Source organism: Acidobacteriota bacterium, from assembly GCA_016184105.1.
In the GTDB taxonomy this organism is placed as follows: Bacteria; Acidobacteriota; Vicinamibacteria; order Vicinamibacterales; family 2-12-FULL-66-21; genus JACPDI01.
This window is the reverse complement of the sequence record JACPDI010000022.1, coordinates 186715-207520: the sequence shown is the minus strand read 5'-3', so window position 1 is coordinate 207520 and position 20806 is coordinate 186715. Positions and strand designations below refer to the sequence as shown.

Genomic DNA, 20806 nt, shown 5'->3' with positions numbered 1-20806 from the left:
GGCGGCGTGGGCGCTCGCCGGCGTGCTCGCGAGCGCGCTCCTGGCGCAACAGTGCGCGCCGGGCGCACCCAAGCGCGGGGAGCGCGCGGGCACGCAATCCGATGCCGCCCAGGCGGCAGTCAAGACCTACGTCGCACCGGGAGACCTCGACGAGTACTACTTCTTCGCCTCCGGCGGCCACTCCGGGCAGATCTACGTCTACGGCGTTCCCTCGATGCGGCACCTCTCGACGATCCCCGTCTTCACGCCGTACCCGGCCACCGGCTACGGCTTCGACGACGAGAGCAAGGCGATGCTGGGCAACCTGACCTGGGGCGACGTCCACCATCCGTCGCTGTCGGAGACCAACGGCGACTACGACGGCCGCTGGCTGTTCGTCAACGAGATGAACGGGCGCATCGCGCGCATCGACCTGCGTGACTTCAAGACGAAGCAGATCATCGGCCCCGTGCCGAATGTGTCGGGCAATCACGGGTCCGCCTTCGTGACGCCGAACACGGAGTACTCGGTGATGGCGTCGCGCTTCTCGATCCCGATCCCCAAGGGGACCGCCGTCGAAGTGTCCAAGTACGCCACCGACTACAAGGGGGTCCTCACGGGCATCAAGATCGATCCCAAGACGGGCCACATGTCGATCGGCTGGCAGATCGTCGTGCCGCCGTTCGACTACGACATCGGCGATGCCGGCAAGAAGCTGTCGGACGGCTGGGTCTTCTTCACGGCGTACAACACCGAGCGCGCCACCGGCAAGCTCGAGGTGACCGCGTCGCAGCGCGACCGCGACTACATCGCCGCGGTGGACTGGCGGATGGCCGAGAAGCTCGCGGCGGCGGGACGCGGCCAGATGATCGGCGGCGTCAAGGTCCTCGATCCCAGGGAATTTCCGGGGCTGGTCTACTTCATGCCCTGCGGCAAGTCGCCGCACGGCGTCGACGTGTCGCCCGACGGCAAGTACGTCATCGGGTCCGGAAAGCTCCAGGGGGTGACGACCGCGTTCAACTGGGAAAAAGTCCAGACCGCGATGAAGAACAAGGACTTCACCGGCAACGAGGACGGCATCCCGGTGCTGAAATACGAATCGATCAAGGACGCCGAAGTGCCCGTGGGGCTCGGACCGCTGCACACGCAGTTCGGCCCGGACGGGTATGCCTACACGTCGCTCTTCGTGGACAGTGCGATCGCGAAGTGGAAGCTCGGCACGTGGGAGGTCGTCGACAAGGTCCCGATGTCGTACTCCATCGGGCACCTGAGCGCCGCCGAAGGGGACACGGTGAGCCCGGACGGCAAGTACCTCATCGGCCTCAACAAGCTCTCGCACGGCCGTCATCTTTCGGTCGGGCCGTCGCAGCCGGAGTCCTCGCAGCTCGTGGACATCAGCGACGAGAAGATGAAGCTGCTCTACGACGCCTTCACGGAGCCCGAGCCGCACTACGCGCAGATGATCAAGGCGGACAAGCTGAAGCCGATCGAGGTGTACCCGAAGGAAGAAAACAAGCATCCGCACGCGATCTGGGACGTGAAGGACGCCGGCCTCACGCGCAGCGGCAGCAAGGTGCTCGTCAAGATGATTGCCGTGCGATCGACGCTGACGCCGACCGACTTCGAGCTGCGGGCGGGCGACGAGGTCACCGTGGCGATCACGAACATCGAGCAGACGACCGACGAGCTGCACGGGTTCGGCCTCCTCGACTACAACATCAACATCGTCGTGGACCCCGGAGAGACCAAGACCGTCACCTTCAAGGCGGACAAGAAGGGGGTCTATCCCTACTACTGCACGAACTTCTGCTCGGCGCTCCACCAGGAGATGCAGGGCTACATGATCGTGCGCTGACCGACCGGAGGTGACCTCATGAGGGCCGTGCTCACCCGTACCAACCGCGTGCTCGACGCGCCGCTCGATCTCGGGCCGCGCGTGGCGATGCTGATCGCGGCCCTCGCGCTGGTCGCGATCTATCTCTTTCCGCTGTGGAATCTCACCATGTTCGCGCCGCAGTACCAGGAAGGGCTGCGGCTCGACATCTACAGCTACAAGCTCGAAGGGGGAAACCGAGGCCAGGACATCAAGGAGATCAACGTCCTCAATCATTACATCGGCATGAAGGACCTGGTCGTCGAGGACTTCACCGAGTTCAAGTGGATGCCGTTCGTGGTGGGGGCCATCGGGCTGCTCGTGCTGCGCGCCATCGTCCACGGCAAGCTCAGCGACCTGGTGGACGTCGTCGTGCTCTTTGGGTACTTCTCGGCGTTTTCGCTGTGGTCGTTCGCGTACAAGCTCTGGTGGTACGGGCACAACCTGGCGCCGACGGCGGCCGTGAAGGTCGATCCCTTCATGCCGCCGCTCATCGGCGCCAAGCAGCTCGCGAACTTCGAGGTGTACTCCTACCCCGGGCTGGCGTCGTACGCTCTGGCGGTGTCGATGGTCCTGCTCATCGGTGCCATGATTGTCGCGTGGCGGCAGGCACCGCGGTACGGACCGCTCGAACCGCCGAGGCTCGCCTGACGCGGGTGACGCCATGACCGCCATCGCCGGCTTGCTTCTGATCGCCGCCGCATTCGGTGCCCAGGCGGGCGCCGAGCACACGAGCACGCCGGCGTCGCTCGAGGGGCGGCCGCCCGCGCGGCAGATCTCGGCGCTGCAGCCGGCAGTGGACGCCGCGCGCCCCGGTGAGACGATCGAGGTGCCGCCAGGCACCTACGATGGCGACCTGTTCATCGACAAGCCGCTGCGGCTCGTCGGGCGGAACCGGCCGCTGTTGCGCGGCTCGGGCGCGGGCAGCGTCGTCCGCGTGCGGGCGGACGGCGTCACGCTCGAGGGGTTCGATATCGACGGGCGCGGCGGCGGCGACCTTGGCCGCGACGCGTCGGGCGTGCATGTCGCTGCGCGCGACGCGGTCATTCGCGACTGTCGCGTTACCAACGCGCTGTTCGGGGTGTACCTGCTCGAGGCGCACGGCAGCACCGTCGAGGCGTGCCGCATCCGCGGAATTCCCGGCAAGGACCCTGGCGAAAAAGGATCGGGGATCCACGCCTATAACACCGAGCGGTTCCGTTTCATCGCGAACGAGGTGGTGGACGCCCGCGACGCGATCTACCTGCAGAACTCGTCGAAGGGGGTCATTCGCGGCAACCGGGCGCGCGACATGCGCTACGGCCTGCACTACATGTTCTCCGACGACAACCTCTTCGAGGACAACGTGTTCGAGAACGGCGACGCGGGGAGCGCCATCATGTTCTCGGAGCGGATCGTGTTCCGCCGCAACCAGTTCATCAGCAACCGCGGGTTCGCGTCGGTCGGGCTGCTGCTCCAGCAGTGCGATGACGTGCTCGCGGAGAGCAACCTGATCGCCGATAACGCGCGGGGTGTCTTCCTGGAAGGCACGCAGCGTGTCGTGTTCCGCGGCAACATCATCGCGCAGTCTGACGCGGCGATCGTGGCGTTCGATTCCGCGAGAGCCACGCGCTTCGAGGGGAACTCGTTTGTCGGCAACATGTCGCCCCTGCTGCTGGCCGGCAGGCGCCTCGACGCCGTCTTCCGCGGCAACTACTGGTCGGGGCACGCGGAACCGGACCTCGATGGCGACGGGCGCACGGAGCGCCCGTACCGTCTCACGAGCGTGTTCGATCACATGCGCGGCAACCTGACCGCCGCGGATCTGTACGTGGACGGCTTTGCGGGGATCGCGCTCTCGCTGGCGGAGACGGCGTTCCCGGTGCTCGAGCCGTTCCGCGTGACGGAGGAGGCGCCGCTCGCAAGGCCGCCCGCGCTGCCCGACGTGCCCCGCGCCGGCGGTGCCGAACGGCGGCAGAACTATGCGGGCCTCGGCGCGTCCGCGCTCGTCCTTGCGCTCGGCGCGTGGGTGCTGCGAGGCGCTGCATGATTCGATTCCAGGAGTTCGGCAAGCGGTTCGGCGCGCAGGTCGCGGTCGAGGCCCTCACGCTCGAGGTGCGCGCGGGTGAAGTCGTCGCGCTGCTCGGGCCCAACGGATCAGGAAAGACGACGACGCTCAAGGCGGCGGCAGGACTGATTCGGCCCACGCAGGGTGAAGTGCTGGTGGGCGATCCGCCCGGGCCGTCGTCCGATCCCGCCGCGCGCAAGGCGTGTTCGTTTCTGCCGCAGAAGGTGACGTTTCCCGACGCGCTCACGGGTCGCGAGGTCGTCGATTTCTACCGGGCGCTGCGCGACGAGTCCCACGCGCGGGTTGACGCCGTCCTGAAGTTCGCGTCCCTCAACGGCGCCTCGTCACGGTTGGTGGGCACGTATTCCGGAGGCATGGTCCAGCGGTTGGGGCTCGCCGTCGCGATGTTGCCGGACGCGCCTGTCCTTCTGCTCGACGAGCCCACCGCCGCGCTGGACCCCGACGGGCTTTCCGCCTTCTACGGACTCGTCGAGCGGCGCAAGGCGGCGGGCAAGACCGTGCTGTTTACATCCCATCAGCTCGGCGACGCCGGGCGCTTGGCGGATCGCTTCGCCGTGCTGGTTGCGGGCCGGCTTGCCGGGTGCTTCAGCCAGCGCGAACTCGCCGAGCGGCTCTCCGATCGCGGGGTGATGCGCGTGCGCGTCGAGTCCTGCACCGCGGATCTGCTCGCGCGCGTGCAGGCCGTCGCGCGGGGCGCGCAGTGGCTCCCGGCGACGAACGAGATGATCGTGCCCGGCCCAGCCACCGCGCGCCCCGGCGTGCTCGACGTGATCCGCAGCGCCGGGATCCCCATCCGCGGGCTGACCGCGGAAGAAGGCCGGCTCGACGCGTTCTATCGCGAGCTGGTGGAGGAACACCGATGACCGCAAGACCGTTCGTGTTCGGCTGCGTGGCATGGCTCGTCATGCTCGGGTGCTCGTCTGCCACGCAGCAGCCGGCCAGCGTCGACACCAGGAACGACGCGTGCGCGCACTGCCGCATGACCGTGTCGGACGTCCGCTTCGCGGGGCAGATCGCCGCCAAAGGGGAGGAGCCGCGGTTCTTCGACGACATCGGATGCCTGCGCGACTATCTCTCGCGGCACGCTCTCGGCGGGGACGCGGTGGCCTACGTCGCCGATCACCGCACGAAGGCGTGGGTGCCCCGCGACAAGGCCGTGTACGTCCGCAACGATCGGGTGAGCACGCCGATGGGCTCGCACATCATCGCGTTCGCCGACCCGGCCTCGCGCGATGCGGATCCCGACGGGAGCGGTACTCCGCTGGCCTTCGACGAGGTGTTTGGCAAGAAGGGTGGGGGCCTCATCAAATGAACGCCATCGAAAAAAGGCTCCCGACCCCGTTATCCATCGTGCGCCTCTGCGCGGCGCAGGAGCGCGCGCTCGCGGTGCGCTCGCGGTGGACGCAGATCTTCACCGCCGTCTTCACCGCGCTTGCCCTCGCGGTGGCCGGCTCCGGCTACATCCTGTCGGGCGGGTACGGCGTGCAGGACTTCTCCCGCGCCACCGTCTCGCTCGTGCAGCTCGTGCTGCTCCTCGTGCCGCTCAGCGCGCTGCTGCTCGGGGTGATGGCGCTGCTGCCGGATCGCGGCAACGCGGAGTTGCTCTACTCGCAGCCGGTCTCCCGTTCCGCGGTGCTCTTCGGGACGATGCTGGGCCTGTTCGAGGCGCTCGTCGCCGCGCAGGGGATGGGGTTCGGCGCGGCCGGGCTGGCGATCTACAGCCAGGCCGGGGAGCAGGGCCTGGGAAGTTTCGCCGCGCTCGTCGCGATGTCGGCGGCGCTCACCGCCGTGTTCCTCGCCATCGCCGCGCTCATCTGCGCCGGTACCTTCGGGCAGCGCCGTACCCGCGCGCTCGCGCTGGCGATCGTCGTCTGGTTCGCGGCCGTCGTGTTGTTCGACGTGGTGGCGATCGGCATCGCGTCGCTGCTGCGATCCGGACATGCGTCGCGCCTGCTCATCGTGGCGGCGCTCGTCAACCCAGTGGATGCACTTCGGACCGGCACGCTGCTCGCGATCGAGGGCACTGCGGCGTTCGGCGCTTCCTCGCTCGCCCTCCTGCGGTTCACCGGCGGCGCGCCCGCCGCGGCCCTCCTGATCGTGGCCTCAACGCTTCTCTGGATCCTGGTGCCTGCCTGGCTCGCCTCACGCCGCTTGTCCAGGGCCGACATCTGACGGCACGCGCCAGGCGATAAACCCGTTGCAGCCGGCCCCCGGCAGGGCATAGGATCGGGCACCTTTTGGGGGAGGCGTTCCAATGAAGAAGGGGATTCTCGTTCTCGTGATGCTGCTCGTGGGCGCAGGGGCGGGCGTGCCATGGCTGCAGTCGCCGGCTGCCGCGATTGGCCCCGTCATCGGCGTCAATGTCCTGTTGAACACCGACGCGACGCCGGACATCCTGCGCGACCTCGGCCGCTCTGGTACGGTGCTGGACTCGATCGACGAAATCGACGTCGTGCACATGCGCGCGGCGGAGGACCGGCTGCCCGAGATCGCGGCGCTGCCCTACGTCGCGGCGGCGAACCCGGACGCCGAGCGAAAGGGCGCTCCGGTGGATACGGTCGCCGTGTCCGACTTCACGGGCGGGGCGAGCACCTGGGATCAGGACGCGATCGACGTCGTCAACCCGCCCTCCGCGCGCACGGTCGCGTACGACGGCCAGGGCGTGTACGTCGCGGTGCTCGACACCGGGCTGCTCGACAGCTGGCGGCAGTATTTCCCGGAGCAGCGCATCGCGACCGAGCACGCCGTCGCGTTCAGCGGCGGCGGCGCCGATGCCGGCCGCGTCTCGATTGCGCCCAACCAGTGGGAACACGACCAGAACTCGCACGGCACGCACGTTACGAGCTCGGTGCTGGGCTACAGCCTCCGCGGCGCGCCCATCGGCGGCGCCGCGCCGAAGGCGATCGTGATCCCGGTCAAGGTGCTGAACCAGGCCGGCTTCGGCTGGTCCTCGGTCGTCGCGCACGGCATCGTCTACGTGACCGACTTGAAGCGGAGCGGCGCGCTCGGCAGCAGCCCGGTGGTCATCAGCATGAGCCTCGGAGGGTCCAGGCTCGACGCGGTGGAGCAGGCGGCGATTGACTACGCGATCGGCCATGGCGTCCTCGTCGTCGCCGCGGCCGGCAACGAAGGGGACCAAGGGATGTCCTATCCGGGCGCCTACCCGCCCGTCATTTCGGTCGCGGCCTCCGGCTGGATCGGGGAGTGGGTGGGCGGCCGCACGTGGTGGCGCGGGAATGTCCCCGATCCGACCAACCCGGCGGACTTCTACATCACGGACTTCTCGAGCCGCGAGAAAGCCGGACAGGATCTCGACGTCGCTGCGCCGGGTTCGTGGGTCGTCGGGCCCTTCCAGACGCAGAGCGGACAGACGAGCTACTTTTTCCTCGGCGGCACGTCGATGGCGACGCCGCACGTGTCGGGGATCGTCGCCCTGATGCTGCAGAAGAATCCGGCGCTGGTGCAGGCAGGCGTCGAAGGCCTGCTCGAGTCCACCGCGATCGCCCTGCCGGCCGGATGCCGGACGGTCGCCCGGCCTTCCGGCCCGGCGCAGAATATCTGCTGGGGCGCGGATGCGACGGGCGCGGGTCTGGCCACGGCGCAGAACGCGCTCGCGGCAATTCCTTGAGGGCGGTGCGCTTCAGCGCAGGCGCGTCACGCTGACGTCGAGTACGCGCGACCGGCGTGACGCGCGGTTCCACTGCACCATGATCGGGCTCTGGTACGTGCCTTCGACAATCATGGGGGCGCCCGTCCCGTCGTCGGCCGAGATCAGCAGGCTGACCGAGCGCTTCATGCGGAGGAACCGCGAGAGAGGCACCGCCATCGTGCGTGCGAGCATCCGCTCGACGCGCGATTCCCCGAGCCCGAGGACTTCGACCAAGCGATTGAGAATGCGTACGAGGTCGTACTGCGCGTAGCCAAGCGTCTTGCCGGGCACGGCGCGCGGGTCCGCCAGCGCGTGGCGTCCTTTCTCAATCGCGAAGCGCAGCGGGTCGCGCAGCACTTCGGCGAGGTCGTGGCGCATCAACAGCGTCTCGTGCTCGTTGATCGCCAGCCCCGCGTGCCGCTCGCCCGCGTGCAGCGCGAGTCGCACGCGTCCTTTCCCGATGCCGGTGCGCGCGATCTCGTCCTGGATCCGCTCGTACAGCCCGAGCCGCGGGTCTTTCAGGTTGATCGAATCGACCGGGTGCGCGGAGACCGGTACGTCCACCTTGAACGACGCCACCTCGCGTTCGTCGTGATACCCGACGATGCGCGTCCGGCGGGTGCGGCGCCGCCCGTCGCTTTCGCCGTCGAGCTCGACGAAGAAGACCGGCTGGTCCGGCCGGTTCGGATAGCTCACACACGTGCGCAGTCCCGACGCGATGAACGCCAGGTGCGAATCGGCGTTGCGGGGCTCGCTCGCGCGCTGCGCCGGCGAGAGCTCCGCGCGGCGCTCGAGGCGGTCGTGCTCGTAACCCGCGCCTTCCGGGAAGATCGCCCGGAACGCCTCCATGTAGGCGTTGAAGCCCTGCTCGTGCGCCAGCCGCGAGGCGAGGCTGCGGTCAAAGAACCCGGCGGTCGTGTGGAACGAGCAATAGAGGCAGTTGGGGTACGACGCCAGCGCGTCGGTGTGTGAGCGGGGAAGAGATGCGCGCAGGTCGACGAGGTCGAACCGCGCCCGGGGAACGATCTCGAGCGTCAGATCCAGCGGTCGGGGTACCGGCATCAGCGGGAAGGTCCAATCCCATGATAATACGGACGCGCTTTGTATTGCAAAGCACTTCGGTCAGACCACGAATTGGAGGCGGCACACGGCGCTCCAGAAGCTGGAACGTCCAGTGACGGGGCTTCGCGCGGCGCCGCCGAACGACTCGCGGACGCCATTGAACTGGATCTTCGACCACCGGTTCAGATACCAGTTCAAACCGAGCGTCGTCGCCCCGCTGCGGAGCGCAGCCGGGCCCGCCGATTCGGGGCCCGCGTTGGCCGATTCCGCGGGGTCGTCGTCGCCGAACCGCAGGCGCTCGTGGCGGGCGGCCAGTTCGAGCGCGCCGAATCCGCCGTTCAGGAAAGGGCCGCGCGCCTCGACGCCCCCGGCCTTCCGCTCGCCCGTGACGACCCACGTGCTGCTCACATACCAGCCTCCGACGCTGAGACGAGGGAGGTCGCTGCCCGCCGGCCCCAGCCGGCGGCGCTCGTCCCACACCTGGAGGACCTCGCCCCGCACGGAGAACGGCCCGGGCTCCCAGCTCGCGTCCGCGCCCAGCCGCGTGCGACGGCCGTGAACCCGCACGCGCGGGAGGATCGGCGCTCCCGCAATCGTCCGCGCCCTGAGGGAGTTGGGGCCGGGTCCTTCCGGAACGTCGCTCAGCGTCGTCGAGAGTCCGACGGCAAGGTTGCGCGGCGCCCGCTGGCTTTTCAGCGCGCGCAGCGGCTGCGCGCGGATCCGCCCGGCGAAGGTCGCCCCTCCCCCGGGGTTGTCCAGGAAGCGGGCGCGCTCGCCATCGTGGCGGAACATGCCGGCTTCGTATGAGAGTGCGGCCGATTTCTCCACCACCCGGCCGGACAGCACCGCGCCGGCTGCGCGCCCCGGCGCGAGGTCGCGGCCGATCATGGATCGGTTCGGGAAGTCGAGGTTCGTCGCCCCCGTGAGTTCATCCAGGCTGAACGGCACCTTGAACTTGCCGGCCTGGATCTGCGCCGCGCGGAAGCGCCGGAACCACACGTAGACGTCGGTCCACACCCCGCCATCGCGGAAGTCCCGCTCGATTTCGAAGTCCACGTGGTTGAACAGCGTCCCCTCGACACTGAGGCGGCGCATGCCCATGGCGAACGTACCGTCGCGCGGCGCCAGCTCCGACGGGAACCAGCGGAACTGTCCCTGCAGCTTCACGCGGGGATCGACCCTCAGCACTTCACCCGCGCGGAACGACGGCCGCGGCAGCCACGTCATCTCCTGGGCGCGGGCGGAGATCGTCCACGCAGACGCCAGCACGATAGGGACGACGATCCGCTTCATCAGGTAAGGGCCTCCGGAAACCGCAGCGCGGCGGGCGCCGGTGAGGGGGGTTCCTGGAAGGACGCCGCACTATAACAAAAACGCCGGTTCGGCGCGAAGCGACGCCACGCGCCCCGAGACGTGACAAGATCGCGGCATGAAGATTCCACGGCGCCGGCTCGGCCGGCAAGGTCTCGAGGTCTCCGCGCTCGGCCTCGGGTGCATGGGCATGTCGGACTTCTACTTCGGGCGCGACGACAACGAATCGATCGCGACGATTCACCGCGCGATTGAGCTCGGCATCGACTTCCTCGACACCGCGGACATGTACGGGCCGTTTACCAACGAGCGCCTCGTGGGCCGCGCCATCCGCGATCGCCGCGACCGCGTCATCCTCGCCACGAAGTTCGGGAACGTGCGATCGGAAGAGGGGGCGTTCCTCGGGATCAACGGGTCCCCGGAGTACGTGCGGCGGGCATGCGACGCGTCGTTGCAGCGCCTCGGCATCGAGGTGATTGATCTTTACTACCAGCATCGCGTGGACACGGGCGTGCCGATCGAGGAGACGGTCGGGGCCATGGCGGAGCTCGTGAAGGCCGGGAAGGTGCGGTACCTCGGATTGTCGGAAGCGGCGGCCGCGACGATCCGCCGTGCGCACGCGGTCCATCCGATCACCGCCCTGCAGACGGAGTACTCGTTGTGGACGCGTGATGTCGAGGATGACATCCTGGTGACCTGCCGCGAGCTCGGGATCGGCTTTGTCGCCTACAGCCCGCTTGGTCGCGGCTTCCTCACGGGACGATTCCGCAGGCTCGAGGACGTTCCCGAGGACGACTGGCGGCGGAACATGCCGCGGTTTCAGGGGGAAAACTTCGCGCGCAACCTCGAGCTCGTGGATCGCATCCGCGAGCTGGCCGCGAAAAAGGGGTGCACGCCGGCGCAGCTCGCCATCGCCTGGGTGCTCGCGAAGGGAGAGGACATCGTCCCGATTCCTGGCGTGAAGGCACGCCCGCGGCTCGAGGAGAACGCGGTCTCCGTGCACGTCGCGCTGTCGCCCGAAGACATCCGCCGGATCGAATCGGTGGCCGTGAAAGGGGTGGCCGCCGGCGATCGGTACTCGCCGGCGGGCATGGGAGCCGTGAACCGCTGATGGGGAGCCCGATCGCGACCCTGATCCTCGCGCACGGCGCCGGGGCGGGGCAGCACAGCTCGTTCATGGTTCGCATCGCGCGCGCGCTGGCCGGCGAGCGCGTGGCGGTCGCGACGTTCGATTTTCCCTACATGGCCGCGCGCCGCAAGGTGCCGGACAGGGCGCCGGTGCTGGAGCGTGCATGGCGCGAGGCGATTGACGCCGTTCGCGCCGACACCGCGCCACCCCCGTTGCCGCTGTTCATCGGCGGCAAGTCGATGGGCGGGCGCATGGCGTCGCACGTCGCGGCGCAGGGGGTGGCGGGCGTGGCCGGCCTCGTCTTTCTGGGTTACCCGCTGCATCCCCCCGGCAGGCCGCAGCAGCGCCGCGACGCGCACCTGCCGGCGATCAGCGAGCCGATGCTCTTCGTCCAGGGCGAGCGCGACGAGTTCGGGACGGTGGAGGAGATTCGCGAGCTGCTGCCACGGCTGAACGATCGCACGGTCGTTCATGCCGTCACGGGCGGCGATCACTCGTTCAAAGTGCCGGCCCGCATGGGGATGAGCGCCGACGCGGTCTTGCAGGACATCGTCGGCGCCGTGGTGCGGTTCGTGGGCGCAACGGTCAGCGCAGGACCTTCAGCGGATCCACGGTAGCCGCGCGCCGGGCCGGCACCACCGTGGCGGCCGCTGCGACGGCGAGCAGCAGCACCGCGACCGTGACGAAGCTCAGCGCATCGCGTGGTTGCACGCCGTACAAGAATGCGGACAGCGCCTGCATGCTGGCCGCCGCGGCGGCCAGGCCGGCGACGAGTCCGGCCGCGGTGACCCAGAACGCCTGCCGCACGATGAGTCCCACGATGGCGCCCGGCGTGGCGCCCAGGGCCGACCGCACGCCGATCTCGCGCGAACGCTGCGCGACGGTGTACGCCAGCACGCCAAAAAGACCAACGGCCGCAATCAGGACCGCGCACACGGCGAATGCACCCACGAGGACCGCATACGTGCGGGGCCGCTCCACGCTCGTCGACACGCGATCCTCCATCGTCATCACGGAGTCGAGCGCCAGGAGCGGATCCTGCTCGCGGAGGATGTGCCGGAGCGCCGTGACGTGCGACGCCGGGTCGTCCACCGTGCGCACCGCGATGACGGGATCGAACGCCCGCAGCGTTTCGACGCCCACCTGCGCGTAGGCCGCGAGAATCTCCGGCTGCGCCGGTCCGTCGACCGACACCTGCCGCACGTCGTCGACGACGCCCACCACTTCCCAGTCGCGTCCCTCGCGGCCGGAGGGCGATCCGGCGCGCGACCCGCGCCATGGAAGGCGCGCCCCGACCGGCCGATCGCCGAGATACCTGTGCGCGAACGATCGATTGACCACCACCACCGAACGTGACGTGGCGTTGTCGGTGCGCAGGAGCGGGCGCCCCGTCAGCATCCGCAACCGCAGCGCGCCGAAGTAGTCGGGGCTGACGATGCGCTGCCCGGCTTCGATCGGGAGCTCGACACCGTCACGCGGCGAGCGCATCGTGAACGCCGTGTAGCCGCCGAGCGATACGAGCGGCAGCGCGTTGGCGAAGGCAGCGTGGGTGACGCCCGGCTGACCCTTCATGCGTTCGGTGACCGCCTCGAGGACCTGCGTGCGACGAGCCGGCGGGTAATCGACCGGAAGCGGCACCCGTGCGGTGAGAAGGTTGCCAGGATCGAATCCGCGGTCGGCGTTGATCAGCGCGACGAACGTTCGAACAAGAAGCGCTGCGCCGACCAGCAGCACGCACGCCACCGCAACCTGCCCGATCATGATCGCGGCGCGCGCGCGAGCGGTGGGGGAGCGCAGCGTGCCGCCAATCGGCGCCAGGTTATCTTCGGTGAGCGCCGTCACCAGGTTGACGCGGCGCGCGTGCAAGGCGGGGAGAAGGCCGAACGCCACGCTCGTGACGAGCGCGAGAGCCACGGCAAACAGCATCGCCGGCGCCTCGATGGCAATCGCGTCCAGACGCGGAAAATCCGCGGGCAGGACCGCCGGAAGCGCGCGCGTCATCAGCGTGGCGAGCGCCAGTCCCGCCCCGCCGCCGGCAACGCCGAGCAGGACGCTTTCGACGATCAACTCCCGGGCGACACGTCCCGCGCCGGCGCCGATCGCCGCGCGAACGGCCAACTCGCGCCGGCGCGTCGTGACGCGGGCCAGCTGCAGACCCGCGACGTTCGCGGTCGCCGTCGCGAGCAACAGGCCCACGGCGGCCAGCAGGATCACCAGCGCCGGGCGGACTTCGGCGGTCATCGCCTCGAGCGCGGGGGCGATGACAACGTCAACCGGCGCGCGGCTGCCGAAGAGTGCCATCGCGGCCATCCCGGGATCGGGCGCCGCCCGCCCGCGCGCGGTCGCTTCCGCTGCGGCCTGCGCCCGAGAAACGCCCGGTTTCAGCCGCGCCATCGCCGAGAAGATCGACATCCGCCGGACGCCGCCTGCTCCGGCGACCTCGGGCACCTGGAGCGGGATCCACGCGCGCGCGCCGCGCGAGGGGAACGGAAAGTCCGCGGGCATGATCCCGACCACGGTGTGAAGTTGCCCGTCGAGCCGAACGGCACGACCGATCGCGTCCGCGCGTCCGCCGAAGCGCTCCTGCCACAGGCCGTGCGAGAGAACGACCACATCTCTCCGCGACGAATCGGCCGCGTCGAGCAGCCGGCCGTGGGCGGGCCTCGCCCTCAGCACCGTGAAAAGGCTTGGCGTTGCCGCGGCGATCGGCAGGCGCTCCGGATCCCCGGCGCCGGTCAGCGTCATGGTCCGGCTCATCCACCCGCCGATGTCCTCGACGGTGGAACGGCTGCCGCGCCAGGCGAGGTACGTGCCGTTGCTGACGGTGCCGGCCACGCGCGGCGCGCCCCCCTGGCGGCTCTCCATCACGCGCACCAATCGGTCCGGCTCCGGCCAGGGAAGCGGCTTGAGCAGCACGCCGTAGGTGACGCTGAAAAGGACAATGGCAGCCCCGATGCCGAGCGCCATGGTCGCGACGACGAGCAGCGCATGGGCGAGGTCGTGCCGGAGCGCGCGAAAGGCGTAGCGGACGTCCTGCATTGACGCTCTCCCTCTTTCAGACACCGGATATCACAACACGGGCACGGCGCTACAATGCCCGGATGATGCAGCGATGGGTCGGCGCCTCGGCTTTGACGTTTCTGATGGTGACAGGGTTGCCGGCGGGCGCGGAGACCCCCGCCGCGGCGAAGGCGCATCGCCCCAGGACCGCTGCCGGACGACCCGGCGCTCATCAAACGGCTGCAGTCGCTGCGGTGAGCGTCCGAATCACCCGCGCGCCCGCGTCGGCGCGACGACCAGCAGCACGCCCGCGATGACGGCGATCCCGCCGAGCACGGGCGGCAGCGGAATCGTCTCGCGCTCGTCGGCGCGGATTTCGATGGGGCCGGCATCCACCACGGTCTTCTCGCGCGTCCAGGAAATTCCACCCCACAGGAGCGCAACCATCCCCAGCGCGATCAGCACGAACCCGACGACGCGTCTTGCAGCCATATCAGAACCCCCGCCCGGCCTGATGCACAGGCGATGCCCGCCTGGCATTAGACTGCTATGCATGAGATTGCGGCTCGCCCTTGCCACGATCCTCGCGATTTGTGTGCTCGCACCGGTTGGCGGCGGTTCGGTGCCCGAGCGCGCGCGCGACGGAATGGTTGCCTCTCAAAATGCCATCGCGTCCGCCGTCGGCGCGGACGTGCTCGCCGAGGGGGGCACCGCGGTCGACGCCGCCGTTGCCACGGCCTTCGCCCTTGCCGTCACCCATCCCACGGCCGGAAACATCGGGGGCGGGGGCTTCATCCTGTACCGTCCGGCTTCGGGTCCCGCCGAGGCCTACGACTTTCGGGAAATGGCGCCGGCTGCAGCCACGCCGACGATGTTCCTGAAGGATGGGAAGTACGACGAGGACCTGCATCACAACAGCCACGTCGCGGTGGGCGTCCCCGGCACCGTGGCGGGACTGCACCTCGCGTGGAGGGAGCAGGGCAAGTTGCCGTGGAGGCGGCTCGTCGAGCCGGCGATCGCGCTCGCGCGCGACGGCTTCGTCGTGACGCACGGCCTCGCGCGCTCGCTGGCGTCAATCCTGCCGGAGATGACGAAGTATCCGGCCTCGCTCGCGCAGTTCTCGAAGGACGGCACGCCGTACGAGCCCGGCGAGGTCCTCAAGCAGCCGGACCTGGCGCGCACGCTGGAGCGCATCGCGACGAATGGTCCCGCTGGTTTCTATGAAGGGGAAACGGCCGCCCTGATTGCAAAAGAGATGGCCGCGAACGGCGGCCTCATCACGCGCGACGACTTGAAGAACTACCGTGCGAAGAAGCGGATCCCCCTGCGCGGAACGTACCGCGGCTACGAGATTCTCGGCATGCCGCCCATCAGCTCGGGAGGCACGGCCGTCATCCAGATGCTGAATATCCTCGAGGGGTACGACCTGAAGAAGAGCGGCTTCGGCTCGGCGGACACGATCCACGTGATGACCGAGGCGATGCGCCGCGCCTACGCGGATCGCGCGCGGTACATCGGAGACCCGGACTTCGTGCCTGCCATGCCCATCGAGCGCCTCACGTCGAAGGCGTACGCCGAGAGCTTACGGAAGACGATCAGCCCCGATCGCGCCTCGAAGTCCTCGCCCGACTCGTTCGAATGGCCCGTCGAAAGCCAGGAGACGACGCACCTGTCGGTCGTCGATCGCGATCGCAACGCCGTGGCGCTGACCTATACGCTCGAATACGGCTACGGCTCGCGCATCGTCGTGCCGGGCGCCGGATTCCTGCTGAACAACGAGATGGGAGACTTCAACGCGGGGCCTGGGCTGACCAGCGCGGACGGCCTCATCGGCACCGAGCCGAACCTCGCGCAGCCCCGGAAGCGCATGATCTCGAGCATGACGCCGACGATCGTGTCGCGCGATGGCTCCCTCGTGATGGTGACCGGCAGCCCGGGCGGGCGGACGATCATCAACACGGTGCTGCAGACGATCGTGAACGTGATCGATCACGGCATGAACGTGCAGGAGGCGATCGACGCGCCGCGGTTTCATCATCAATGGCTGCCGGATCGCATCAACTACGAGCGCTTCGGGTTCTCGCCCGACACCATTGCGCTTCTCGAGAGGCGCGGCCACGCGACCCGCCAGATCGGATCGCAGGGGGTCGCCGAGGCGATCGCCGTGGATCCGAAGGCGAAGGTGCTCGAGGCGGGTGTCGATCGCCGCGCACCGGACGGAGGGGCGGCGGGGGTGCCGAGAATGTCAGAACCTCCAGCCGAAGTTGATCACCGGAAACGCGACGACGGGTGAGTCGGCGGCGATCGGGACGGCCATGCCGAAGTCCGACGTGAAGTGATGGTGAACGCGGCGCACGCCGGCGATCACGAGGCCGCCGGACCGGAACACGCTGGCTTCGACCATCAGCCTCGTGTGCCCGGCCCGCCGGTGCTCGACACCCACGAGCAAAGCGCGTACTGCATCCGGCACGTCGCCGTATCCCTGCATGACCCCCAGCGTCAGGGACGTGGCGCGTTGACCCACCGTCACCGCCGCGTAGCCGAAGCCGCCCGAGCCGCCGGATGAAAAGACGTGAACCGTCCCGGCCGCGGCGCTCACGCGCCGGCCGCGTGCGAGGGCCACCTTCGGTGTCACCCACACCGGGCGTTCCCCGCCAAATACGAGCGACGGCGTGCCTGCGCCGAACGAGAACCAGTCTGTCGCCCCCGCCTGGAACTGCGCCACGCCGAGGCTGATCACATCGAGGTAGCCGCTCGATCCGGGGAGCGTGTGCCCGGTCGGCATCACGAAGAGCCGCGTTGACGAGACCGGCTCGGGCGCGGCCGCCTGGGCGAGCGCGCGGGGCGCGAGCGCCGGCGCGAGGGTGACCGTGAGAAGCGCGGCAATGATCCTCATGGCGTGATCCAGTTCTTCTCGATGGCCGCGATGACCAGCTCCGTGCAGTCCTCGGGAGTCGCCGGTCGCGCCGCCTGGAACAGCGGATGGTGGGAGTTCTGGATCAGGATCGCCGCCACCGCGCCATCGTCGCGGACGACGTACGCGTGGACGCCGCCGACCTGGCCTTTGCTGGTGATCAGGTATTCCGATGCCAGCGCGTAGCGCGTGCCGGTGGGACGCTCGCCGACGTAGGTGGCCAGCGCCGCGGCAGATTCCCTGGCCATCCGGGCCTCGTTGACGTGCCACTCGCCGACGGTGACGCGCGCTCCCCCGGCGCGGGCGTTCACGCCGGCGCGCTGCAGGCTCGCGGCGATGCGGCGCGCCGCGTGTTCGTCATGCGACTGTCCGGCGCCCCGGCGTACGACGGCCGGCATGACCGTGACCGTCGCACCGTGTCTGATTCCCGCGATGAAATCCGCGTGTACCTGCGGGTGTACGGGGCCGCTGCACGCCATCCCGGAGAGCAGGGCCGGCAGCGCGGCCAGATGAAGGACGATTGCTTGACGCATGCTTGCCTCCACGTTCTGGTGCAAGCATGCGGTCCGGGGCGGTGAGGAGTCCTGAGCGAAGGCTGAAAAAGGGTGAGGCTTCCGCGATGAGAAACCCGCGGATCAGGCGGCGCGGGCGGCGAGGGCGGCCGCCAGCGCGCGGTACTTCGGGAGCGCGCGCACCGGCGCCAGCAGCGGTTCGATGGGGATCGTCCAGCCGGTAAAGCCGGCCGGCGCTTCGGCGATGAGGCCGGAAAGGAGGTCCAGTGCCTCGTCCGCGCCGCCGCGAGCGGCGAGCAGCATCGCGCGGAGCAGCGTGGTTTCCTGGCCGCGCGGGCCGCGCGCAAGCGTGTCGACCGCTTCGCGCGCTCGCGCCAGATGTTCGGCGGAGCCGGTCGCCAGCGCGAGCCCGACGCGCGCGCGCGCGTGCGCGGGGTCGAGAGCGAGGGCGGCCTGGTACCGGCGCACCGCTTCGGCGCGGTCGCCGGCGCCAAGCGCGACGGCGCCCAGGGCGTTCAGCGACGCCATGTCGAACTCGCGCGCGTAGAGGCGGTCGCCGCCGGTGGCGGTCTCGGCCTCCAGCTGCCGTACGGCCTCGTCGCGGTCGCCGCGCGCAAGGCGGACGAGTGCGAGCATCCAGTGCAGGCCGCTCGCGGGGAAGCGCTCGCGGCGCCCCACCTGCCGTTCGAGGACGACGAGGCCCTCGCGCAGCACCGCCTCGGCTTGGTCGAGCCGCCCGCGCGCAATCCAGACCATCGCGATTTCGAAGTGGGCGAACGCGAAGTCCGGATACAGCTCGAGCGCCGTGCCGAGCGCCTGCAGGCGGGCTTCGCCCCACGAGGCGTGACCCAGGCGGAAGTAATGCCCCCAGTAGCCCGGCTCCAGCTCCACGGCGCGCGCCGCGGCGCGCTGCGCCTCGGGGAAGCGCGCGGCGCTCACGAGCAGGAAGGCGAGGGTCGCGTGCGCTTCGGCCAGGTGCGGATCGAGTTCGATCGCGAGGCGCGCGTCGGCAATGGCCGCGGCGAGCGCGTCGGTATCCGGGACGTTGTGTTCGCGCGAGAGCTCGTACCGCCAGAACCGCGCGTTGGCCAGGCCGACGTGCGCGAGCGCGTAGCGAGGATCGAGCTGGATCGCGCGCGCGAAGTGCTCGATCGCCGCGGGGACCCCGGCGGCGTCAAGCGATTCGAGCTGCAGCCGCCCTTCGGTCAGCTCGCGGAACGCGTCAAGGCTGGAAGTCTCGCGGGCGCGCGCGAGCGGAATGAACCCCGTGGCTCCGGCGCGCCCCGCACCCACAGTTGCCGGCGCCGCGGCCGTGTCGGCCACGACCTGGCCAATGAACCGGTAGCCGCGCCGCGCCACCGTCTGGATGTACGCCGGCGCGCCGGGGGCGTCTTCGAGCGCCTGCCGCACTTCCGACACGGCGCGCGTGAGCGCGTTTTCGGTAACGGTGACGTCGGGCCAGATGGCCGTGAGCAGCTCGTCCTTCGTGACGAGCGCGCCTGGCCGCTGCAGAAGGTGGAGCAGCAGGTCGATCAGCTTCGGGGAAAGCGGTATCTCCACGCCTTCGCGCGTCAGCCGGTAGCCCACGCCGTCGAGCGCGAACGGGCCGAAGCGGTACGTCATCTCACGAGCGTTTCCAGGGGCTGTCCGCGTCGAAGGCGAAGGCCGGGCTCACGCGACCGTGCGCGCGCCGAGCACCCTGCGAATGGCGGCGATGAGGTCCTGCGGGGCGCGCATGTCGTCGGTCACGATCAGCACGGGGACTGCCGCCGTCAGTTCGCTGCTGGCCATCTGCCGCTCGAGCCGCTGCGGATCGGACACGCGCGCCACCACCAGATTCGGGCGCAGCGCCCGCATGACCGCGAGCGCCTCGTCCGCCGAACGGGCCGGAGCCACGGCGAACTTGAGCGCGGCGAGGATGGCCTCGGACCGCGCGCTGCTGTCGGCATCCTCGTCCACCACGAGAATCAACGGCGAAAACCCCTCGCGGTCGTACTCGCGGCGGCCACCGCGGGCGAACCGCCGGCGATCCCGCGTTTCTCTGCGCTCGCTGTCCGGCGCCATGGCAGCACATCCTATCATTCCCGATGCATGGTGATACCCTAGTCCGCATGGGGACGGGGAAGACCGATCTTGCACGGGGCGTGATCCGGGCATGGGGAAAGATCCTGGCCGGACGGGCGCCCACGGTCTCGATCGAGATCACGAAGGAGTGCCCGCTTCGCTGCCCGGGCTGCTACGCCTATGGCGACGAGCACCTCGGCGGCGCCGTCACGCTCCGGCAGGTGCGTGACCTGAAAGGCCAGGAGTTGATCGACGGCGTGCTCGCGCTCGTCCGTCGTCACGATCCGGTCCACCTCTCGATCATCGGCGGCGAGCCGCTCGTGCGCTACCGCGAGCTGGACGCGCTGCTCCCGCAGCTGGCGGAGATGGGCATCCACACGCAGGTGGTGACGAGCGCCGTGCGGCCGATTCCCGAACGCTGGGCGCGCATTCCCCGCCTGAACGTCACGGTGTCAATCGACGGCCTGCAGCCGGAGCACGACGCGCGCCGCGCGCCCGCGACCTACGCCCGGATCCTGAAGCACATCGAGGGGCACCAGGTCACCGTGCACTGCACGGTGACGCGCCAGCAGGTGCGCCGCGACGGCTACATCGAGGAGTTCCTGCGCTTCTGGTCGGATCGCCCGGAAACCAAGCGCGTCTGGATCAGCCTCTACACGCCGCAGATCGGCGAGATCTCGGACGAGCGCCTCACGAAGGCGGACCGCGCGCGCGTGGTCGCCGAGCTGCTGCGCCTCAGGCCGCTGTTCCCCAGGCTCGATTTGCCCGAGGGGCTCATCAAGGCCTACGCATCGCCCCCCACCGAGCCGGCCGCCTGCACGTTCGCCCGGACGACGGCGTGCTATTCGGCGGACCTGGCCACGCACGTCGTGCCGTGCCAGCTTGGCGGGCGGCCGGATTGCGCCAACTGCGGATGCGTGGCCTCCGCGGCGCTCGAAGCGGTCGCGCAGCATCGGCTGCCCGGCCACATCCGCGTAGGCGCGATCTACCAGGCGTCGCTGCGCGTGGGCGCCGCCATCAACCGGGCGCGGGCGGCGCTGCGGCCGCACCATCCAGGCGATGAGACACTGACCGAACGCGCGTAACCCTTGGCAAGCGCTGGATAAGTATTCCGGCACCGTGAATACTCTTGTGCATATGCACTCCGCGCCGGTGAATACCTGAACGATTTCCCCAGAAAACCGGCTATTTTAAAAAGCGACGTTACAATTTTCAACAGAGCCGCGCACGGTCAGCCCGCCACAC

General features: G+C 69.4%; 19 protein-coding genes. 11 read left to right on the top strand and 8 right to left on the bottom strand.

From position 1 onward, the window contains the following. From nosZ to HYU53_09040, 7 genes are all read left to right on the top strand, one after another. A partial coding sequence (gene nosZ, locus HYU53_09070) for a Sec-dependent nitrous-oxide reductase (protein MBI2221346.1) occupies nt 1-1834 on the top strand: 1834 nt, incomplete at its 5' end. Between the two features lie 18 nt (nt 1835-1852). Next, a complete protein-coding gene (locus tag HYU53_09065; GenBank protein ID MBI2221345.1) occupies nt 1853-2503 on the top strand; it encodes a hypothetical protein in 651 nt (216 codons plus the stop codon). A gap of 13 nt (nt 2504-2516) precedes the next feature. Next, complete coding sequence (gene nosD / locus HYU53_09060) at nt 2517-3881, top strand: nitrous oxide reductase family maturation protein NosD (protein ID MBI2221344.1); 1365 nt, start codon at nt 2517-2519, stop codon at nt 3879-3881. Continuing rightward, nucleotides 3878-4783 carry an ABC transporter ATP-binding protein gene (locus tag HYU53_09055; GenBank protein MBI2221343.1) on the top strand — a complete coding sequence of 302 codons (906 nt, stop codon included), beginning with the start codon at nt 3878-3880 and terminating at the stop codon, nt 4781-4783. The genes nosD and HYU53_09055 overlap by 4 nt, the downstream gene beginning before the upstream one ends. Then, nucleotides 4780-5232, top strand: a complete 453-nt coding sequence (locus HYU53_09050) for a nitrous oxide reductase accessory protein NosL (protein MBI2221342.1) — start codon at nt 4780-4782, stop codon at nt 5230-5232. The genes HYU53_09055 and HYU53_09050 overlap by 4 nt, the downstream gene beginning before the upstream one ends. Beyond that, nucleotides 5229-6092, top strand: coding sequence for an ABC transporter permease subunit (locus tag HYU53_09045; protein ID MBI2221341.1), 864 nt, complete (start codon nt 5229-5231; stop codon nt 6090-6092). The genes HYU53_09050 and HYU53_09045 overlap by 4 nt, the downstream gene beginning before the upstream one ends. A gap of 82 nt (nt 6093-6174) precedes the next feature. Next, nucleotides 6175-7548: a S8 family serine peptidase gene (locus HYU53_09040; protein MBI2221340.1), complete on the top strand. Its 1374-nt coding sequence runs from the start codon at nt 6175-6177 to the stop codon at nt 7546-7548. A 12-nt stretch (nt 7549-7560) separates the two neighbouring features. On the opposite strand, the gene HYU53_09035 is transcribed toward HYU53_09040, so the two are convergent. Beyond that, a complete protein-coding gene (locus HYU53_09035; GenBank protein MBI2221339.1) occupies nt 7561-8631 on the bottom strand; it encodes a hypothetical protein in 1071 nt (356 codons plus the stop codon). Nucleotides 8632-8691: 60 nt separating this feature from the next. Further along, nucleotides 8692-9924 (bottom strand): hypothetical protein, encoded by a 1233-nt coding sequence (locus HYU53_09030; protein ID MBI2221338.1) that lies wholly within the window; start codon nt 9922-9924, stop codon nt 8692-8694. Between the two features lie 142 nt (nt 9925-10066). On the opposite strand from HYU53_09030, the gene HYU53_09025 reads away from it, so the two are divergent. Both HYU53_09025 and HYU53_09020 read left to right on the top strand, forming a co-directional pair. Then, nucleotides 10067-11053, top strand: coding sequence for an aldo/keto reductase (locus HYU53_09025; GenBank protein MBI2221337.1), 987 nt, complete (start codon nt 10067-10069; stop codon nt 11051-11053). Then, nucleotides 11053-11688 carry an alpha/beta fold hydrolase gene (locus tag HYU53_09020; protein MBI2221336.1) on the top strand — a complete coding sequence of 212 codons (636 nt, stop codon included), beginning with the start codon at nt 11053-11055 and terminating at the stop codon, nt 11686-11688. Before HYU53_09025 ends, HYU53_09020 begins: the two co-directional genes overlap by 1 nt. Here HYU53_09020 and HYU53_09015 read toward each other — a convergent pair. Then, nucleotides 11657-14110, bottom strand: a complete 2454-nt coding sequence (locus HYU53_09015) for an ABC transporter permease (protein ID MBI2221335.1) — start codon at nt 14108-14110, stop codon at nt 11657-11659. The two genes, HYU53_09020 and HYU53_09015, sit on opposite strands and share 32 nt — an antisense overlap. A 228-nt stretch (nt 14111-14338) precedes the next feature. Continuing rightward, the gene (locus tag HYU53_09010) at nt 14339-14563 is read right to left on the bottom strand and encodes a DUF3185 domain-containing protein (protein MBI2221334.1); all 225 of its coding nucleotides are present in this window, start codon (nt 14561-14563) and stop codon (nt 14339-14341) included. Between the two features lie 61 nt (nt 14564-14624). Here HYU53_09010 and ggt point away from each other — a divergent pair, with 61 nt between their 5' ends. After that, entirely contained in the window at nt 14625-16364 is a 1740-nt protein-coding gene (gene ggt, locus HYU53_09005) for a gamma-glutamyltransferase (GenBank protein MBI2221333.1), read from the top strand. On the opposite strand, the gene HYU53_09000 is transcribed toward ggt, so the two are convergent. The 4 genes from HYU53_09000 to HYU53_08985 form a co-directional block, all read right to left on the bottom strand. Next, nucleotides 16317-16967 carry a hypothetical protein gene (locus tag HYU53_09000; GenBank protein MBI2221332.1) on the bottom strand — a complete coding sequence of 217 codons (651 nt, stop codon included), beginning with the start codon at nt 16965-16967 and terminating at the stop codon, nt 16317-16319. The two genes, ggt and HYU53_09000, sit on opposite strands and share 48 nt — an antisense overlap. Further along, complete coding sequence (locus HYU53_08995) at nt 16964-17518, bottom strand: hypothetical protein (GenBank protein ID MBI2221331.1); 555 nt, start codon at nt 17516-17518, stop codon at nt 16964-16966. Before HYU53_08995 ends, HYU53_09000 begins: the two co-directional genes overlap by 4 nt. A 102-nt stretch (nt 17519-17620) precedes the next feature. Beyond that, nucleotides 17621-19120 carry a winged helix-turn-helix domain-containing protein gene (locus tag HYU53_08990; GenBank protein MBI2221330.1) on the bottom strand — a complete coding sequence of 500 codons (1500 nt, stop codon included), beginning with the start codon at nt 19118-19120 and terminating at the stop codon, nt 17621-17623. Between the two features lie 48 nt (nt 19121-19168). Beyond that, on the bottom strand, nt 19169-19561 hold the full coding sequence (locus HYU53_08985; protein MBI2221329.1) for a hypothetical protein: 393 nt from the start codon (nt 19559-19561) through the stop codon (nt 19169-19171). Between the two features lie 47 nt (nt 19562-19608). On the opposite strand from HYU53_08985, the gene HYU53_08980 reads away from it, so the two are divergent. After that, nucleotides 19609-20646 (top strand): radical SAM protein, encoded by a 1038-nt coding sequence (locus tag HYU53_08980; GenBank protein MBI2221328.1) that lies wholly within the window; start codon nt 19609-19611, stop codon nt 20644-20646. Nucleotides 20647-20806 lie beyond the last annotated feature (160 nt).

Coding starts and splice junctions, on each gene's coding strand:
- HYU53_09065 (MBI2221345.1), top strand. CDS start 1,853: ATGAGGGCCGTGCTCACCCGTACCAACCGCGTGCTCGACGCGCCGCTC.
- nosD (MBI2221344.1), top strand. CDS start 2,517: ATGACCGCCATCGCCGGCTTGCTTCTGATCGCCGCCGCATTCGGTGCC.
- HYU53_09055 (MBI2221343.1), top strand. CDS start 3,878: ATGATTCGATTCCAGGAGTTCGGCAAGCGGTTCGGCGCGCAGGTCGCG.
- HYU53_09050 (MBI2221342.1), top strand. CDS start 4,780: ATGACCGCAAGACCGTTCGTGTTCGGCTGCGTGGCATGGCTCGTCATG.
- HYU53_09045 (MBI2221341.1), top strand. CDS start 5,229: ATGAACGCCATCGAAAAAAGGCTCCCGACCCCGTTATCCATCGTGCGC.
- HYU53_09040 (MBI2221340.1), top strand. CDS start 6,175: ATGAAGAAGGGGATTCTCGTTCTCGTGATGCTGCTCGTGGGCGCAGGG.
- HYU53_09035 (MBI2221339.1), bottom strand. CDS start 8,631: ATGCCGGTACCCCGACCGCTGGATCTGACGCTCGAGATCGTTCCCCGG.
- HYU53_09030 (MBI2221338.1), bottom strand. CDS start 9,924: ATGAAGCGGATCGTCGTCCCTATCGTGCTGGCGTCTGCGTGGACGATC.
- HYU53_09020 (MBI2221336.1), top strand. CDS start 11,053: ATGGGGAGCCCGATCGCGACCCTGATCCTCGCGCACGGCGCCGGGGCG.
- HYU53_09015 (MBI2221335.1), bottom strand. CDS start 14,110: ATGCAGGACGTCCGCTACGCCTTTCGCGCGCTCCGGCACGACCTCGCC.
- HYU53_09010 (MBI2221334.1), bottom strand. CDS start 14,563: ATGGCTGCAAGACGCGTCGTCGGGTTCGTGCTGATCGCGCTGGGGATG.
- ggt (MBI2221333.1), top strand. CDS start 14,625: ATGAGATTGCGGCTCGCCCTTGCCACGATCCTCGCGATTTGTGTGCTC.
- HYU53_09000 (MBI2221332.1), bottom strand. CDS start 16,967: ATGAGGATCATTGCCGCGCTTCTCACGGTCACCCTCGCGCCGGCGCTC.
- HYU53_08995 (MBI2221331.1), bottom strand. CDS start 17,518: ATGCGTCAAGCAATCGTCCTTCATCTGGCCGCGCTGCCGGCCCTGCTC.
- HYU53_08990 (MBI2221330.1), bottom strand. CDS start 19,120: ATGACGTACCGCTTCGGCCCGTTCGCGCTCGACGGCGTGGGCTACCGG.
- HYU53_08985 (MBI2221329.1), bottom strand. CDS start 19,561: ATGGCGCCGGACAGCGAGCGCAGAGAAACGCGGGATCGCCGGCGGTTC.
- HYU53_08980 (MBI2221328.1), top strand. CDS start 19,609: ATGGGGACGGGGAAGACCGATCTTGCACGGGGCGTGATCCGGGCATGG.